This window comes from Pedobacter africanus (genome assembly GCF_900176535.1).
Classification (GTDB): domain Bacteria; phylum Bacteroidota; class Bacteroidia; order Sphingobacteriales; family Sphingobacteriaceae; genus Pedobacter; species Pedobacter africanus.
This window is the reverse complement of the sequence record NZ_FWXT01000004.1, coordinates 455,979-470,075: the sequence shown is the minus strand read 5'-3', so window position 1 is coordinate 470,075 and position 14,097 is coordinate 455,979. Positions and strand designations below refer to the sequence as shown.

General features: G+C 42.3%; 16 protein-coding genes. 10 read left to right on the top strand and 6 right to left on the bottom strand.

Annotated features, from left to right (window positions below):
• Nucleotides 1-36: 36 nt before the first annotated feature.
• The 3 genes from B9A91_RS21815 to mce all read right to left on the bottom strand — a co-directional run bounded on the left by B9A91_RS21815 (nt 37) and on the right by mce (nt 2,022).
• Nucleotides 37-1,212, bottom strand: coding sequence for a GlmU family protein (locus B9A91_RS21815; RefSeq protein WP_084241179.1), 1,176 nt, complete (start codon nt 1,210-1,212; stop codon nt 37-39).
• A gap of 70 nt (nt 1,213-1,282) precedes the next feature.
• Entirely contained in the window at nt 1,283-1,531 is a 249-nt protein-coding gene (locus B9A91_RS21810; protein ID WP_084241178.1) for a type B 50S ribosomal protein L31, read from the bottom strand.
• Between the two features lie 89 nt (nt 1,532-1,620).
• Nucleotides 1,621-2,022, bottom strand: coding sequence for a methylmalonyl-CoA epimerase (gene mce, locus B9A91_RS21805; RefSeq protein WP_084241177.1), 402 nt, complete (start codon nt 2,020-2,022; stop codon nt 1,621-1,623).
• Between the two features lie 125 nt (nt 2,023-2,147).
• On the opposite strand from mce, the gene B9A91_RS21800 reads away from it, so the two are divergent.
• The 6 genes from B9A91_RS21800 (at nt 2,148) to B9A91_RS21775 (ending at nt 8,278) form a co-directional block, all read left to right on the top strand.
• The gene (locus B9A91_RS21800) at nt 2,148-3,359 is read left to right on the top strand and encodes an IscS subfamily cysteine desulfurase (protein WP_084241176.1); all 1,212 of its coding nucleotides are present in this window, start codon (nt 2,148-2,150) and stop codon (nt 3,357-3,359) included.
• A gap of 21 nt (nt 3,360-3,380) precedes the next feature.
• Complete coding sequence (iscU, locus tag B9A91_RS21795; RefSeq protein ID WP_084241175.1) at nt 3,381-3,794, top strand: Fe-S cluster assembly scaffold IscU; 414 nt, start codon at nt 3,381-3,383, stop codon at nt 3,792-3,794.
• 67 nt (nt 3,795-3,861) lie between these two features.
• A complete protein-coding gene (locus B9A91_RS21790) occupies nt 3,862-4,188 on the top strand; it encodes a HesB/IscA family protein (RefSeq protein WP_084241174.1) in 327 nt (108 codons plus the stop codon).
• A gap of 78 nt (nt 4,189-4,266) precedes the next feature.
• Nucleotides 4,267-6,180 (top strand): AMP-dependent synthetase/ligase, encoded by a 1,914-nt coding sequence (locus tag B9A91_RS21785; RefSeq protein WP_084241173.1) that lies wholly within the window; start codon nt 4,267-4,269, stop codon nt 6,178-6,180.
• A gap of 74 nt (nt 6,181-6,254) precedes the next feature.
• Nucleotides 6,255-7,976: a lysine--tRNA ligase gene (gene lysS, locus B9A91_RS21780; protein WP_084241172.1), complete on the top strand. Its 1,722-nt coding sequence runs from the start codon at nt 6,255-6,257 to the stop codon at nt 7,974-7,976.
• 86 nt (nt 7,977-8,062) lie between these two features.
• Nucleotides 8,063-8,278 (top strand): hypothetical protein, encoded by a 216-nt coding sequence (locus B9A91_RS21775; RefSeq protein ID WP_200815708.1) that lies wholly within the window; start codon nt 8,063-8,065, stop codon nt 8,276-8,278.
• A 28-nt stretch (nt 8,279-8,306) separates the two neighbouring features.
• On the opposite strand, the gene B9A91_RS21770 is transcribed toward B9A91_RS21775, so the two are convergent.
• The gene (locus tag B9A91_RS21770; protein WP_084241170.1) at nt 8,307-8,846 is read right to left on the bottom strand and encodes a hypothetical protein; all 540 of its coding nucleotides are present in this window, start codon (nt 8,844-8,846) and stop codon (nt 8,307-8,309) included.
• Nucleotides 8,847-8,997: 151 nt separating this feature from the next.
• Here B9A91_RS21770 and ung point away from each other — a divergent pair, with 151 nt between their 5' ends.
• Nucleotides 8,998-9,675, top strand: a complete 678-nt coding sequence (ung, locus tag B9A91_RS21765; protein ID WP_084241169.1) for a uracil-DNA glycosylase — start codon at nt 8,998-9,000, stop codon at nt 9,673-9,675.
• Between the two features lie 49 nt (nt 9,676-9,724).
• Here ung and B9A91_RS21760 read toward each other — a convergent pair whose 3' ends face one another.
• Nucleotides 9,725-10,195 (bottom strand): Lrp/AsnC family transcriptional regulator, encoded by a 471-nt coding sequence (locus B9A91_RS21760; protein ID WP_084241168.1) that lies wholly within the window; start codon nt 10,193-10,195, stop codon nt 9,725-9,727.
• Nucleotides 10,196-10,334: 139 nt separating this feature from the next.
• On the opposite strand from B9A91_RS21760, the gene B9A91_RS21755 reads away from it, so the two are divergent.
• Genes B9A91_RS21755 through smpB form a run of 3 tightly spaced genes read left to right on the top strand, consistent with a single transcriptional unit; the run spans nt 10,335 to nt 13,341 of the window.
• Nucleotides 10,335-10,988 carry a metal-dependent transcriptional regulator gene (locus tag B9A91_RS21755; protein WP_084241167.1) on the top strand — a complete coding sequence of 218 codons (654 nt, stop codon included), beginning with the start codon at nt 10,335-10,337 and terminating at the stop codon, nt 10,986-10,988.
• 2 nt (nt 10,989-10,990) lie between these two features.
• On the top strand, nt 10,991-12,868 hold the full coding sequence (locus B9A91_RS21750; RefSeq protein ID WP_084241166.1) for an Nramp family divalent metal transporter: 1,878 nt from the start codon (nt 10,991-10,993) through the stop codon (nt 12,866-12,868).
• A 23-nt stretch (nt 12,869-12,891) separates the two neighbouring features.
• Nucleotides 12,892-13,341 carry an SsrA-binding protein SmpB gene (smpB, locus tag B9A91_RS21745; protein ID WP_084241165.1) on the top strand — a complete coding sequence of 150 codons (450 nt, stop codon included), beginning with the start codon at nt 12,892-12,894 and terminating at the stop codon, nt 13,339-13,341.
• On the opposite strand, the gene B9A91_RS21740 is transcribed toward smpB, so the two are convergent.
• A complete protein-coding gene (locus B9A91_RS21740) occupies nt 13,342-13,998 on the bottom strand; it encodes a protein-L-isoaspartate(D-aspartate) O-methyltransferase (RefSeq protein WP_084241164.1) in 657 nt (218 codons plus the stop codon).
• Nucleotides 13,999-14,097 lie beyond the last annotated feature (99 nt).

Here is a 14,097-nt window from a genome sequence, read left to right as displayed (position 1 = left end):
TAGGTTTTATGTAAAGATTTCAGACTGCACACCTGTCTAAAAATGTCTGTAATTTTCTGTCATGTCAAAAACAGCCTGCAAGATATCTTTTTCTGTCTGATCAAAGGGTATATTTCTGCGTTCATACACCTTTTCTGCTGTTTCAAACATCTTATCTAATTTGTAAACGTCAAATCCTTGTGCGCCTCCCCATGCAAAGTCAGGTATAAAATTTCGGGGGAAACCGGGACCGAAAACATTAGCGCTGACACCGGTCACTGTACCGGTATTGAACATGGTATTGATGCCGCATTTGGAATGATCGGCCATGATGAGGCCGCAAAACTGCAAGCCGGTTTTCCGGAACCCTTCTGTTGCATAATCCCAAAGCCTTACTTCGGCATAATTGTTTTTCAGGTTAGAGTTGTTGCTGTCGGCCCCGATATTGCACCACTGTCCAAGCACCGAATTACCCAGATAGCCTTCATGTCCTTTGGAGGAATACCCCCAGATTACGGCATTGTTAATTTCTCCGCCAACCCTGCTGTAGGGGCCAATGGTGGTTTGTGCGTAAATTTTTGCGCCCATTTTAATCTGCGAATTGTCGCACAGCGCAAAAGAACCCCGGATATGACAGCCTTCCCAAACCTGACTATTTCTGCCTATATATATAGGCCCGTTTAAACTGTTAAAAGTGGAACACTCTGCTCCCCCTCCTTCTTCAACAAAGATGTCATTACCCAATAAGGTATTGGTAGCACTCAATGCTGCGGAACTTCGTCCTTTTGTGATCAGTGCAAAATCCTTCCTAAGTTCAATATCATTATTTCTGAAAATATCTTCAGGGACTACAATCCTGGTAAAATCTCTGTTGTATTCCTTCGGTTTTAACTGATCTGCTGTTTTCATCACATCAGTTGTTCCATAATCAGTTTTAAAGGCAATCAGGAGTCCTTCTTTTTTTAGCGATTCACCGGTCTGCAGTGCTACAATAGCTTCGAGTAAGGACTCATCCGGGCAAACAGAACCATTGATATACAAACAGCCTTCTTTTAATGACGGATATTTAACAGATAAGTGTGCTAAAGTGATAAACCCGCATTCGGCATTCAGATGTTTCGTCCATTTCTCTGCAATCGTAAGAATTCCTACACGAAGATCTGCAACAGGTCTTGTAAAAGATAATGGGCGAAGGGACTGCCAGGCATTATCATCAAATAAATTGATCATCATAAGCTACAAAAATAAAAAAAGTCCCGAAGCAACAGCATCGGGACTCAAATAATTTCTTATTTCTATAGCATTACTTTTTAGCGTAACGGGTTTTGAATTTATCGATACGACCAGCTGTATCGACCAATTTCATTTTTCCGGTATAGAAAGGGTGAGAAGTATGAGAAATCTCTAATTTATATAAAGGATACTCGTTGCCATCTTCCCACTGGATAGTTTCTTTAGTATCTACACAAGATTTTGTTAAAAAAGCGTAGTCGTTTGACATGTCTTTAAATACTACAAATCTATAGCTTGATGGATGCAGATCTTTTTTCATATTATATTATTATATCTTATTTGTCGCTTATTTTTAAGGATGCAAATATCTGAATTTTATTTTTTAATAGCAAGTATGTGTGGAAAAAATTATCCTGCATCCTGACAAAGCTCTACAAGTACACCGTTTGTGCCCTTAGGATGTACAAAACAAACCAGTTTATTATCTGCTCCCCTTTTGGGTCTTTCATTTAACAGGGTGAACCCCTCCGCTTTGAGCCTGGCCATTTCAGACACAATATCTGTCACGTCAAATGCAATGTGATGTATCCCCTCTCCCTTCTTCTCCAGGAACCTGGCAATGGGGCTTTCATCAGCGGTAGCTGTCAGCAACTCAATCTTATTTTCACCTGTTTTGAAAAAGGCGGTATTCACGCCCTCAGATTCCACCAGTTCCTTTTTATAACAGGCGGTGCCTAACAGTTGTTCGTAGAGCTGACAGGAAGCATCCATGTCTTTTACAGCAATACCGATGTGTTCAATCTTATTCATATCTGCTTAAAACGTTAGAAGAATGTAAAAATGCATGTTTTAACGCTACCGTCATAGCTATTATTTATAATTGTTGGCAATCTTTTTTTGTATCTTTGTCTGTTAATAACAACATATATATAATAATGGAACTTCCTATTTACTTAGATAATAACGCAACTACACCTCTTGACCCAAGGGTACTGGAAGCGATGCTGCCTTATTTCACCAACAAATTTGGCAATGCAGCAAGTCGTAACCATGCATTTGGCTGGGTTGCTGAAGAGGGTGTAGACTATGCACGCGAGCAGGTTGCAAAACTGATTGGCTGTACTGAAAAAGAAATTATTTTTACTTCAGGTGCTACTGAAGCAGATAACCTCGGCATCAAAGGTGTATTTGAAATGTACCAGGAAAAAGGTAACCACATCATTACCGCTACTACTGAACATAAAGCCGTCCTGGACACCTGCAAGCACCTGGAAAAACAGGGTGCAAAAGTAACTTATCTGAAAGTAAAGGAAGATGGATTAATTGACCTTCAGGAACTTGAAGCCGCAATGACCGAACAGACCATACTGGTTACCATTATGTATGGCAACAATGAAATCGGTGTTATCCAACCTATTAAAGAAATTAGCGCTATTGCGCATAAGCATGGCGCACTGTTCATGACTGATGCCACACAGGCTGTTGGTAAAATACCTGTAGATGTAAATGCCGATGGGATTGACCTGATGGCTTTTTCCGCGCATAAAATGTACGGACCTAAAGGTGTAGGTGTATTGTATGTACGCCGTAAAAACCCAAGGGTTAAGGTAACTGCACAAATAGACGGTGGTGGTCATGAGCGCGGAATGCGTTCAGGTACCTTAAACGTACCTGGTATTGTTGGCCTTGGTAAAGCATGTGAGCTGTGCCGCCTGGAAATGGAAGAGGAAGCCAAGCGTTTATCGGCCCTGCGCGACAAACTTGAAAATGCCCTTACCCAGCTTGAAGAAAGTTATGTAAACGGAAATACCCAGCACCGCTTACCACATGTAGCTAATATTTCTTTTAAGTATGTAGAGGGTGAAGGCTTAATGATGGCCATGAAAGACCTGGCGGTATCTTCAGGTTCTGCCTGTACTTCTGCATCGTTAGAACCTTCTTATGTATTGAAAAGCTTAGGCTTGTCAGACGACCTGGCACATTCTTCTATCCGTTACGGATTGGGGCGTTTTACAACCGAAGAGGAAGTGGACTATGCAATAGAGAATACTAAAAAAGCAGTTAACCACCTGAGAGACCTTTCACCACTTTGGGAAATGTTTAAAGAAGGTGTGGATTTGAGTAAAATTGAGTGGGCAGAACACTAAAAAAAATTAAAACAGCATAAAATGGCATATTCAGAAAAAGTAATAGATCATTATACCAACCCAAGAAACGTTGGTACTTTAAATAAAGACAGTAAATCAGTTGGTACCGGACTTGTTGGCGCACCTGAGTGCGGCGACGTCATGCGCCTTCAGATTGAAGTCGATGCAAACAACGTAATCACAGATGCTAAATTCAAAACATTTGGCTGTGGTTCTGCAATTGCATCTTCATCGCTGGCAACAGAATGGCTGAAAGGCAAAAACATTGATGAGGCACTGGCTATTGACAATATGGATATTGTTGAGGAACTGGCTTTGCCACCGGTAAAAATTCATTGCTCGGTATTGGCAGAAGATGCGATCAAATCGGCCATCAATGACTACCGCGTTAAAAACGGCATGGAGCCAATTGAATTGCCTAAATCTCATCATTAACGGCCTTACCGGTTTTTGAATAGGTATAGTTTTTGTATGACCTCAGACAGGTCTAAATAGTAAAGAAATGATTACAATCACTGATAAAGCAAAAAGCAAAATCGACCAGCTGATGGAAGAGGCGCAGATGGATACCACCTATTTTTTGCGTGTGTCTGTCAAAGGGGGGGGATGTTCAGGACTATCTTACAATCTGGATTTCGACAATGAAGAAAATGCCGGAGATCAGTTTTTTGAAGATAAAGGCATCAGGATTGCCCTGGATATGAAATCTTTCCTTTATCTGGCAGGCACAGAGCTTGATTTTACAGATGGTTTAAACGGAAAGGGTTTTAATTTTAATAACCCGAATGCAAGCCGCTCCTGCGGTTGTGGCGAAAGTTTTTCTGTTTAAATACAATTATTATATTTGCATAGGCCGTTACAGTTCAATCTGGAGCGGCCTATTTTTATAATAACCAAACCAGCAGTCATGGAATTATTTAATGCGCATTCTACCATACCCAGCCTATTGCGTAATGTGGTAGAAAACATCCATAAACCGGAAGAAACATTTCTGATCCACAAAAAGAATACAGTTTGGGAGGAAATATCTTATCAGCAGACCTTGGATTGTGCAGATGCTGTCTCGGCCTTTTTCCTGCAAAAAGGGATTACCAGGGGCGACCGGATGGGACTTATGATAGAAAATTCTCCGGAATATGTGTACTACGATCAGGGCATACAACAGATTGGCGCCATTAATGTATCTATCTATCCTACCCTGTCTGAGCATGAAGTCGCCTACATCGTAAACGATTCAGGTATGCGGGCCATATTGATCGGCAATACCTTTCTGTATAAAAAAATTCTGAAAATCGCAGCCAACTGCAGGCACCTGGAATACATCATACCGGCATTTCCGGAATATCAGAAAGTAAATATCCCAGAAAACCTAAAAGCACAGATCATCAGCTTTGAAGAAGTACTGGCTGCTACGGGTAAACTGGATGCAGCACAACTGGAAGCCATCGGCAAAATCCGAAGTACGGTAAAACCAGCTGATATTTCCTCATTGATCTATACCTCCGGCACTACCGGAACGCCAAAAGGGGTAATGCTTTCCCACAGTAATTTTGTAGAAAACGTAAAGGTATGTTTGCAGCAGATCCCTGTAATTGATCAAACAGAAACATTTCTGTCCTTCCTTCCGCTATCGCACGTTTTTGAGCGTACAGCGACCTACCATGTATGCTGTGCACAAGGTTGTAAAATAGCTTATGCACAAAGCCTGGAATTGCTGGCCAGGAACATGGCTGAAATAAAACCAACGGTAATGAGCTGTGTTCCGCGGTTGCTGGAAAGAATTCACGACAAAGCCATTAAAAGTGGTACTGCCGCCGGGGGTGTAAAGGCAAAAATCTTTTTATGGGCCCTAGAAGCAGGTCAGGACTACAGAAGGATAAAAGAAACTGGAAAGACCCCGGGCATTTTGCTCAGTGCAAAAAAGGCGCTTGCAGAAAAGCTGGTATTCAGCAAAATAAAAGAAAAAACCGGTGGACGTCTAAAGTTCATGATCTCTGGTGGTGCGGCCCTTCCCAAAAATGTGGGTGAATTTTTTGGGAACCTTGGCATTAAAATATTAGAAGGCTTTGGGCTTACGGAAACATCGCCGGTAATGGCTGTTACAGAGTATCACAGACAGGTTTATGGTACAGTAGGCCGTGTAATTCCGGGAATAGAGATTGGCATACAGGATGTGGAAAGCAAACAAATGATCAGCATTCAGACCCATGAAACTTTTAATGAAGACTTTGAATGTGCCGAAGGTGAAATCATTGTGAGGGGCCATTGTGTAATGCAGGGCTATTTCAATAAACCAGCAGAAACGGCAGAGGCAATTGATAAGGACGATTGGTTCCATACAGGTGATATCGGCCGTTTCTACAAAGGGAACCTGCAGATTACTGACCGGCTTAAAAACATGATCGTAAATGCCTACGGAAAAAATGTGTACCCTACCCCGGTAGAAAATATTTATTTAAAAAGTCTGAAAATAGACCAGATCTTCCTGATCGGAGATAAACGTGAATACCTTACGGCTATCGTCATTCCGAATAAAGAAAATATGCAGGAGGCATTTAAACTTCCCGAATCCTTTTTCGAAAAACCGGAAATCTTTATAGCAGAAAAAGAAATCACGGATTGGATCGGCCAGGACCTGAAGAAGCTGTCCAGCGAACTGGCTAAATTCGAGCGCATTAAGAATTTTAAGGTCAAACGTAATCCTTTCAGCATTGAAGAAGGTGAAATCACACCTACATTAAAAGCCAAGCGAAAGGTTATAGAAACCAAGTATGCAGAAGCCATCAACGAGATGTATGCAGAGGCTGTAGATGCCGATTAAAATCCCTATTTTTGCCTAATTTTACATTATTACACAATCAAGCTATCTGGCCCTAAGGCCGATACAAAAAATATATGAGTACAGGACTATCAGAACTAGAAGTATTGCGCCGTAATTCGCTGAACCAATTACGTGAGCTGGGCATCAATCCCTACCCTGCCGAAGCCTTTGAAATCACTGCCAATGCAGCAGATATTTTAGCCAACTACGAACGCGACAAGACGGCCTATAAGAACATCAGTATTGCAGGACGGATCATGAGCCGCAGGATCATGGGCAGCGCGTCTTTTGTAGAATTGCAGGATTCGACCGGCAGGATACAGGTTTATTTGAAACGTGACGATCTTTGTCCGGGTGAAGACAAAACCCTGTACAACACGGTATTTAAAAAATTAATGGACCTGGGCGATTTTATCGGCGTGAAGGGATATGTTTTCACAACGCAAACCGGTGAAATCTCGCTGCACGTTACTGAACTGACCCTTTTGTCCAAATCCTTAAAACCACTGCCCATTGTTAAACGCGACGAAGAAGGCAATATATACGATGGTTTTACTGATCCGGAAATGCGCTACAGACAACGTTATGTTGACCTGACCGTAAACCCGCATTTCAAACAGATCTTCATGAACCGGTCTAAGGTGATCAATACCATGAGGGGGTACTTTGACGATCAGGGCTGGATGGAAGTAGAGACACCTATCCTGCAACCCATTCACGGCGGTGCTGCTGCACGTCCTTTTGCTACCCATCACAACACGCTCGACATGCCATTGTACCTGCGTATTGCCAATGAACTTTACCTGAAAAGGTTAATCGTAGCGGGCTTTGACGGCGTTTATGAGTTCGGTAAGATGTTCAGAAATGAAGGGATGGACCGCACACACAACCCCGAATTTACCTCTATGGAGATCTATGTGGCCTATAAAGATTATATCTGGATGATGGCCATGGTAGAAGAATGCCTGGAAAAAGTAGCGGTAGCTATTCACGGCACAGCGGTTGTAAAAGTTGCTGAGCATGAGATCAATTTTGAAGGCCCATACGAAAAACTGACCATGTATGAGTCTATCCAGAAATATACTGGTATCGACGTTTCTGCCCTTTCAGAAACGGAGATCAGGGAAGTCTGCAAAAACCTGAACATAGAAGTAGATGCTTCTATGGGACGGGGCAAACTGATTGATGAGCTTTTCAGCGAAAAGGTTGAAGCCAACCTGATCCAGCCAACATACATTACAGATTATCCGCTGGAAATGACCCCATTGGCTAAAAAGCACAGAAGCAAGGAAGGGCTTGTAGAGCGTTTTGAATTGTTTGTAATGGGCAAGGAAATTGCCAATGCCTATTCAGAGCTCAATGACCCGATCGATCAGCGTGAGCGCTTTGAGGATCAGCTGAAACTTGCAGCAAGAGGCGATGATGAGGCTATGGTCATGGATGATGATTTTATCCGTGCCCTGGAATACGGCATGCCACCAACATCCGGACTGGGTATAGGCATAGACCGCCTGGTGATGCTGATGACCAACCAGTCGACCATACAGGAAGTATTGTTCTTCCCCCAGATGCGTCCTGAAAAGAAAGCTAAAGTAACTACAGATGAAGATTTTGTAAATGCAGGTATTCCGGCTGAATGGGTACAGGTGATCAGAAAAATGAACATCAATACCCTTGAAGAGTTGAAAGGCGCTAATCCTAATAAGGTATTTAACGACCTTGGTGGCATGCGCAAAAAGCTGAAGCTGGAATTGAATATGCCTTCAAAAGAAGAAGTGATGACCTGGTTTGCTTAACACAGAAATAACAAAAGCTTAAAGGCTTGCTGCAAAAAATGCAGCAAGCCTTTTTTATTTTTATGCAGATTTAAATGATAACGATTATGAACAGTTCAAGTCTGGAAATTACCGAAAAAGAATATTGCATCAAATTAAGCAAAGAGGCGTTTGACCTGACCTTAATCCGTCAGCTCATTACCAGGATACAGTCCGAGCAATTGTTCTTCAGCAGAAGTAAAGATTACCTGGAAGACGACATCATCAGCAGAACTTCCTATGCCGAAGCAAGCGAAAATTTCGACAGGTTAAGCGATAAATAAAAAAGCCACATTTTCATGTGGCTTTGGTTTATCTGTATCTTACCTGCTGCTGCTTATCCATCATCCCCATCTGGTCTTTCATTTGTTTGATCTGATCGGCCAGTAATTTGTTTTTATCTGCTTTCTTGGCCTCTGACAAATACATCTGGGCTTCGCGTTTATTGCGTTTTGCCATTGCGATTCCTGCAAGGCTCAACTTAGCCAATGCAATATTGTGGTCCATGTGCAAACCTAAAGAAAGTGATTTCTTAAAATACTTTTCTGATTGCATCGGCGCTTTTCTAGACTCAATTAAGCCAATTAAAAGGTTATAATAACCATGCTGAACCCTAATGAGTTGTTTCTCATAATTGCTGATCCGTCTTAAATAAACTTCGGCCTTAGCCATATTGTCTTTTCTTAAGAACCACTGGGCCAGCAGCATATTTTCATTGAAGAAAAAAGTAACAAAAATTAAAATACTGACAAAAAGGGCCAAAATCCCCCAACCCCAGAATCCAAAGACCATAAGGGCAATTGAACCTCCCAACACTGCAAAACCTAAAATCAAACGAACTACATTTGGCATACGCTATTATATTTTTTTTGCAAATATCGTGTTTAAATACCAGAAATTAGATTTAATTTATAATTTCAACAAAAAAAGGAGGCATAGTTTACAAGCCCGATTTCCATAAAAAAAAGAATCATTAACAACATTATCAATTCCAAAATAAAACATGTCTGCTGCATTAGAAGAAAGCTGGTTGAAGGTACTTCATGAGGAGTTCGAAAAGCCCTATATGAAATCACTTAAAGCCTTTTTACTGGAAGAAAAACAGAAAGGCCATATCATTTACCCTAAAGGTGCGGATATATTCAATGCCTTAAACCATACACCTTTTGATAAAGTTAAGGTAGTAATTTTAGGACAAGACCCTTACCATGGAACCGGCCAGGCCCATGGTTTGTCGTTCTCTGTACAAAAAGGAGTTGCCGTACCACCATCCTTAAAAAACATATATAAGGAACTGGCAGATGACATTCCCGGATTTTCCATCCCCAGCCATGGAAATCTTACACAATGGGCGGATGAAGGTGTTTTACTACTCAATGCTACGCTTACCGTGAAAGCACACGAGGCCGGCTCCCACCAGGGCAAAGGCTGGGAAACCTTTACCGATAAAATCATTACTGAACTGTCTGAAAAACGAAATGGTCTTATCTTCCTGCTATGGGGCAGGTATGCACAAAATAAAGCGTCATTAATTGACAAAACAAAGCATACGATTATTGCCTCCGCACACCCCTCACCCTTTTCGGCCTACAATGGCTTTCTGGGCAGCAAACCTTTTTCCAGGGCAAACGCAAAATTAATTGAACTGGGAAAGGAACCTATAAACTGGCAGATTACCTAAAAATAAAGCGGCCTGTATAGTCTGCAGGCCGCTTTATTTTTAGTCCTTATCAGTACTCTAAAGGCACAATCGGCTCCTTCTTGGTAGTCGACATGATCATCATAGTCTGAAAAGTCTTTACTACAGAGATCTTACTGATCTTATCCATAATCAGGCGTTCATAAGCCTTGATGTCATTGACATATACCTTTAAAAGAAAATCGGCCTGGCCAGTTACGTGGTGACATTCCGTAATCTCTTTGATCTGGTTTACCTCATCCAGAAAAATCTGTATCGTATTGTTCTTATGAAAATCCAACTGAACCTGTATAAAGGTTTTGATACCCAAACCCAGCTTTTCTTCATCAACCAAAGCATGATAGCTCTTGATAAAACCAGATACTTCCAGCTTCCTTACCCGTTCTAATGTTGGCGCGGGCGATAAGCCGATCTCCTGCGACAACAGCAGATTGGTCATCCTGCCGTTTTCCTGTAATAATTTAAGAATCTTAAAATCTGTTTTATCTAGTTCTGCTGCCATTATCTTAAAAATATCTGCCAAATATAGAATAAGAACTGCTTACCTGCCAAATTTTATTCTAAATAAAAACAAAAAAATTACAGATTATTTCTTAATATTTTTTTTAGATTTGTCTAAACATTTAGTTAGACAAACAAAAATGCAAACGTTTACTGAAGAGAACTACCTGAAAACCATATACCATCTGTCACAGTACCACGATGCCCCTGTACAAACCAATGCCATTGCAGAGAAAATGCAGACAAAAGCAGCCTCCGTTACCGATATGATGAAAAAGCTGGCCGACAAGCAACTGGTAGATTATAAGAAATACCAGGGGGTGCAGCTTACAACATCAGGAAAGTCGGCAGCCGTGAATATTGTCCGTAAACACCGTCTCTGGGAAGTTTTTCTGGTAGAAAAATTAAATTTCAAATGGGACGAGGTACATGATATTGCCGAAGACCTGGAACATATCCAATCTGCCGACCTGGTAGAACGTCTGGATGAATTCCTCGGCTTCCCTAAAAGTGACCCCCATGGTGATCCCATTCCGGATAAAAGCGGAAATTTCATTGCCGTTCCCTTTGTTAAACTAAATAAACTTAAGGCTGAAGATCAGGGCTTGATTATGGGTGTAAGCGAACACTCTTCTGCATTTTTAAAACACCTTGAAAAATCTGGGCTTACCCTGGGAAAAAAGGTTAAAATTATGGAGATCAATGATTTTGATGGCTCCATAGAATTGAACCTGGAACAAAAAAAGATCAATGTAAGCCGGGAAGTAGCCAAACATATCCTCATTAAACTATAAGCATGAAAACCGCTCAGCAACATAAAGACACCCAATCCTTAAGCGAGGTACACCAGAGTGTAGATACCAGCAAACGCAGGGGTTGGCGTCGTATCCTCTCCTTCATTGGTCCGGCTTACCTGGTAAGTGTGGGTTACATGGATCCTGGAAACTGGGCAACAGACATTGCCGGGGGGAGTAAATTTGGTTATCAGCTGATCTGGGTACTGCTCATGTCTAACCTAATTGCCCTGTTGCTGCAGTCGTTAAGTGCACGCCTGGGCATCGTAAGGGGGCTTGACCTGGCACAGGCCTCCAGAAATGCTTATCCCAAATGGGTCAATATCCCCTTATTCGGACTGGCACAAACAGCTATTGTAGCCTGCGATCTGGCCGAAATTATTGGTATGGCCATTGGTCTGAACCTTTTATTCGGACTCCCCCTCATCTGGGGCATCAGCATCACCATTTTTGATACCGTGCTGCTCCTGTTCCTGCTCAATAAGGGCATGCGAAAAATGGAGGCCTTCATTGTATCTATGGTATTCATTGTGGGTGTCTCTTTCCTGATAGAGATGTTTATTGTGGAGCCATCAATTAAAGAGATAGCGCGTGGATTTGAACCTTCCATGTTATCCGGCGAAGCCTTATACATCGCCATAGGGATTATAGGTGCTACGGTGATGCCGCATAACCTTTATTTGCACTCGTCGCTGGTACAAACCAGGAAATTTGAGCGCGACGACAAAGGCATCCGGGAGGCCATAAAATTCAATTTCATTGATACTGCAGTAGCCCTTAACCTGGCATTTTTTGTAAATGCCGCTATACTCATCCTTGCTGCCGCCGCTTTTTATAAAAATGGATTACATGAAGTAGCAGAAATACAGGACGCCCACAAATTACTTCAGCATATATTTGGCAATGTTGCCCCAGCCCTTTTCGCCATTGCACTGATTGCGGCAGGGCAAAGCTCTACTGTTACCGGCACCCTGGCCGGACAAATTGTAATGGAAGGTCACCTGAAATTACGCATTCAACCCTGGTTGCGCAGGTTAATTACCCGTTTGCTCGCCATCATTCCTGCATTTTTCACCATATTGATATTGGGTGATGACGCATTGGGCGGATTGCTGATCCTTAGCCAGGTGGTTTTAAGCCTGCAGCTTGGTTTTGCAGTAATCCCCCTGATCCACCTGACCTCCGATAAAAAGACCATGAAAGGTTTTGCTATTAAAACCTGGGTAAAGGTTCTGGCCTGGATAAGTTCACTCATCATTGTGGGCTTAAACGTAAAGTTGGTGATTGAAGAGATCAGAGGCTGGGGAGCTGATGGTGGCTGGTATGTATATGCTATAATAGTGCCCCTGGCTGTTTTCATTGGCTTGCTGCTCTTGTACATCTTTGTTTATCCTATAGTAAGCCGCATTAGACGTGAAAACAACAACGTTCCCCATGGCGATGCCCTCGATATAGACCAGGTAGAAAAAATCAACTATACCCGCATAGGCATTACGGTCGACTTCTCTAAAAACGACCGCAATACCATCCGTCATGCACTTATCCAGGGAGGGAAACAGGCACATTATTACCTCATCCATGTGGTGGAAACCGCAGCGGCCAGATACTATGGTGACTCCGCGATGGACCATGAAACACAAAGTGATACAGAAAACCTCAGGAAATATTGCGATAACCTGGCTAACCTGGGTTATAAAGCCAGTCCGCATATTGGTTTTGGCGGCACTGTAAAAGCCATCGTACAGATCAGTAAGGAAGTACAGCTGGAGTTACTGGTAATGGGCGCGCACGGGCACAAGGGTTTAAAAGACCTGATATTGGGTACCACCGTAAATTCTGTACGTCATAAAGTAGCCATTCCGGTACTGATTGTAAGATAAATTTCGGATATTAGCAGGCCTTTATGAAGAACGACATCCAGATAAAAAATAAGAGAGCCTACTTTGATTACCACATTATAGATAAATATAATGCCGGGCTGGCCCTGCTGGGCACTGAGATCAAAGCCATCAGACAAGGTAAGGCCAATATGACCGACGCTTTCTGTATGTTTATAGGCAATGTGCTTTATGTAAGAAACCTGCACATCTCCGAATATAGCCACAGTTCCTTTCACCATCATGAGATCAAGCGCGACCGTGTGCTGCTGCTGCATAAGAAAGAGTTGAAAAAGTTAAAGGTAAAAAGTGAGGAAAAGGGCTATACCATCGTACCCTTACGCATATTTACCAATGAGCGTGGTTTTGCCAAAATAGAAATCGCACTTGCCCAGGGTAAAAAAGAATTCGATAAAAGAGACAGCATCAAAGACCGGGAATCTAAACGGGAAATGGACCGGGCCATGAAGGTTTAACTACCAGGCCTGATCGCCTACCAGGGGTACAAACCGGAAGGTGTCCAGCTCTATCCTTTCAAAATCTGTTTCACTTACCCTAATTACAGTCACCATTTTCTGCGAGTGCTCATCACCGACTGGAATCACCAGAATACCGCCTACTTTAAGTTGCTTCAGCAAGATTTCAGGCACAAAGGGGGCGCCTGCGGTTACAATGATCTTATCATAGGGAGCATGCGCAGCAATGCCTTTGGAGCCGTCCCCAAAAAAGAAATGGGCATTATATCCCATACCCGGTAAAACCCTGATGGTATGCCTGTAAATGCTTTCCTGCCGTTCTATGGTGTACACATTTGCGCCCAACTCCATCAGGATACAGGTCTGGTAACCAGATCCGGTTCCAATTTCCAGTACTTTATCGCCTTTTTTTATGTGTAGAAGTTCGCTCTGATAAGCTACGGTATAAGGCTGGGATATGGTTTGCCCATCGCCTATCGGAAATGCAATGTCTTTATACGCCTGGTTCCAGAAGGTCTCATCAAAAAAGAAATGCCTTGGCACCTTGCCAATGGCTTTCAGCACTTTTTTATCCGCAATCCCTCTCGATTCAAGATGGGCTACCAACCGTTTTCTGGCGCCCTGCTCTCTATAATTATCAACAAACTTATATGCCATTTCAGTTCAAAAATAGCGTTTTGAACGCTAATAATTGAATGTTTTTACCGTTAAATGCAATAGAAAACCCTAATCGGCACAGAATCAATCCCAATAATA

Bases quoted from the DNA above. Each gene is read 5' to 3' on its own strand.
- B9A91_RS21785 (WP_084241173.1), top strand. From the start codon at position 4,267: ATGGAATTATTTAATGCGCATTCTACCATACCCAGCCTATTGCGTAAT.
- smpB (WP_084241165.1), top strand. From the start codon at position 12,892: ATGAAGAACGACATCCAGATAAAAAATAAGAGAGCCTACTTTGATTAC.
- mce (WP_084241177.1), bottom strand. From the start codon at position 2,022: ATGAATAAGATTGAACACATCGGTATTGCTGTAAAAGACATGGATGCT.
- B9A91_RS21770 (WP_084241170.1), bottom strand. From the start codon at position 8,846: ATGCCAAATGTAGTTCGTTTGATTTTAGGTTTTGCAGTGTTGGGAGGT.
- B9A91_RS21815 (WP_084241179.1), bottom strand. From the start codon at position 1,212: ATGATGATCAATTTATTTGATGATAATGCCTGGCAGTCCCTTCGCCCA.
- lysS (WP_084241172.1), top strand. From the start codon at position 6,255: ATGAGTACAGGACTATCAGAACTAGAAGTATTGCGCCGTAATTCGCTG.
- B9A91_RS21760 (WP_084241168.1), bottom strand. From the start codon at position 10,195: ATGGCAGCAGAACTAGATAAAACAGATTTTAAGATTCTTAAATTATTA.
- ung (WP_084241169.1), top strand. From the start codon at position 8,998: ATGTCTGCTGCATTAGAAGAAAGCTGGTTGAAGGTACTTCATGAGGAG.
- B9A91_RS21800 (WP_084241176.1), top strand. From the start codon at position 2,148: ATGGAACTTCCTATTTACTTAGATAATAACGCAACTACACCTCTTGAC.
- B9A91_RS21750 (WP_084241166.1), top strand. From the start codon at position 10,991: ATGAAAACCGCTCAGCAACATAAAGACACCCAATCCTTAAGCGAGGTA.
- B9A91_RS21790 (WP_084241174.1), top strand. From the start codon at position 3,862: ATGATTACAATCACTGATAAAGCAAAAAGCAAAATCGACCAGCTGATG.
- B9A91_RS21810 (WP_084241178.1), bottom strand. From the start codon at position 1,531: ATGAAAAAAGATCTGCATCCATCAAGCTATAGATTTGTAGTATTTAAA.
- B9A91_RS21755 (WP_084241167.1), top strand. From the start codon at position 10,335: ATGCAAACGTTTACTGAAGAGAACTACCTGAAAACCATATACCATCTG.
- iscU (WP_084241175.1), top strand. From the start codon at position 3,381: ATGGCATATTCAGAAAAAGTAATAGATCATTATACCAACCCAAGAAAC.
- B9A91_RS21775 (WP_200815708.1), top strand. From the start codon at position 8,063: ATGAACAGTTCAAGTCTGGAAATTACCGAAAAAGAATATTGCATCAAA.
- B9A91_RS21740 (WP_084241164.1), bottom strand. From the start codon at position 13,998: ATGGCATATAAGTTTGTTGATAATTATAGAGAGCAGGGCGCCAGAAAA.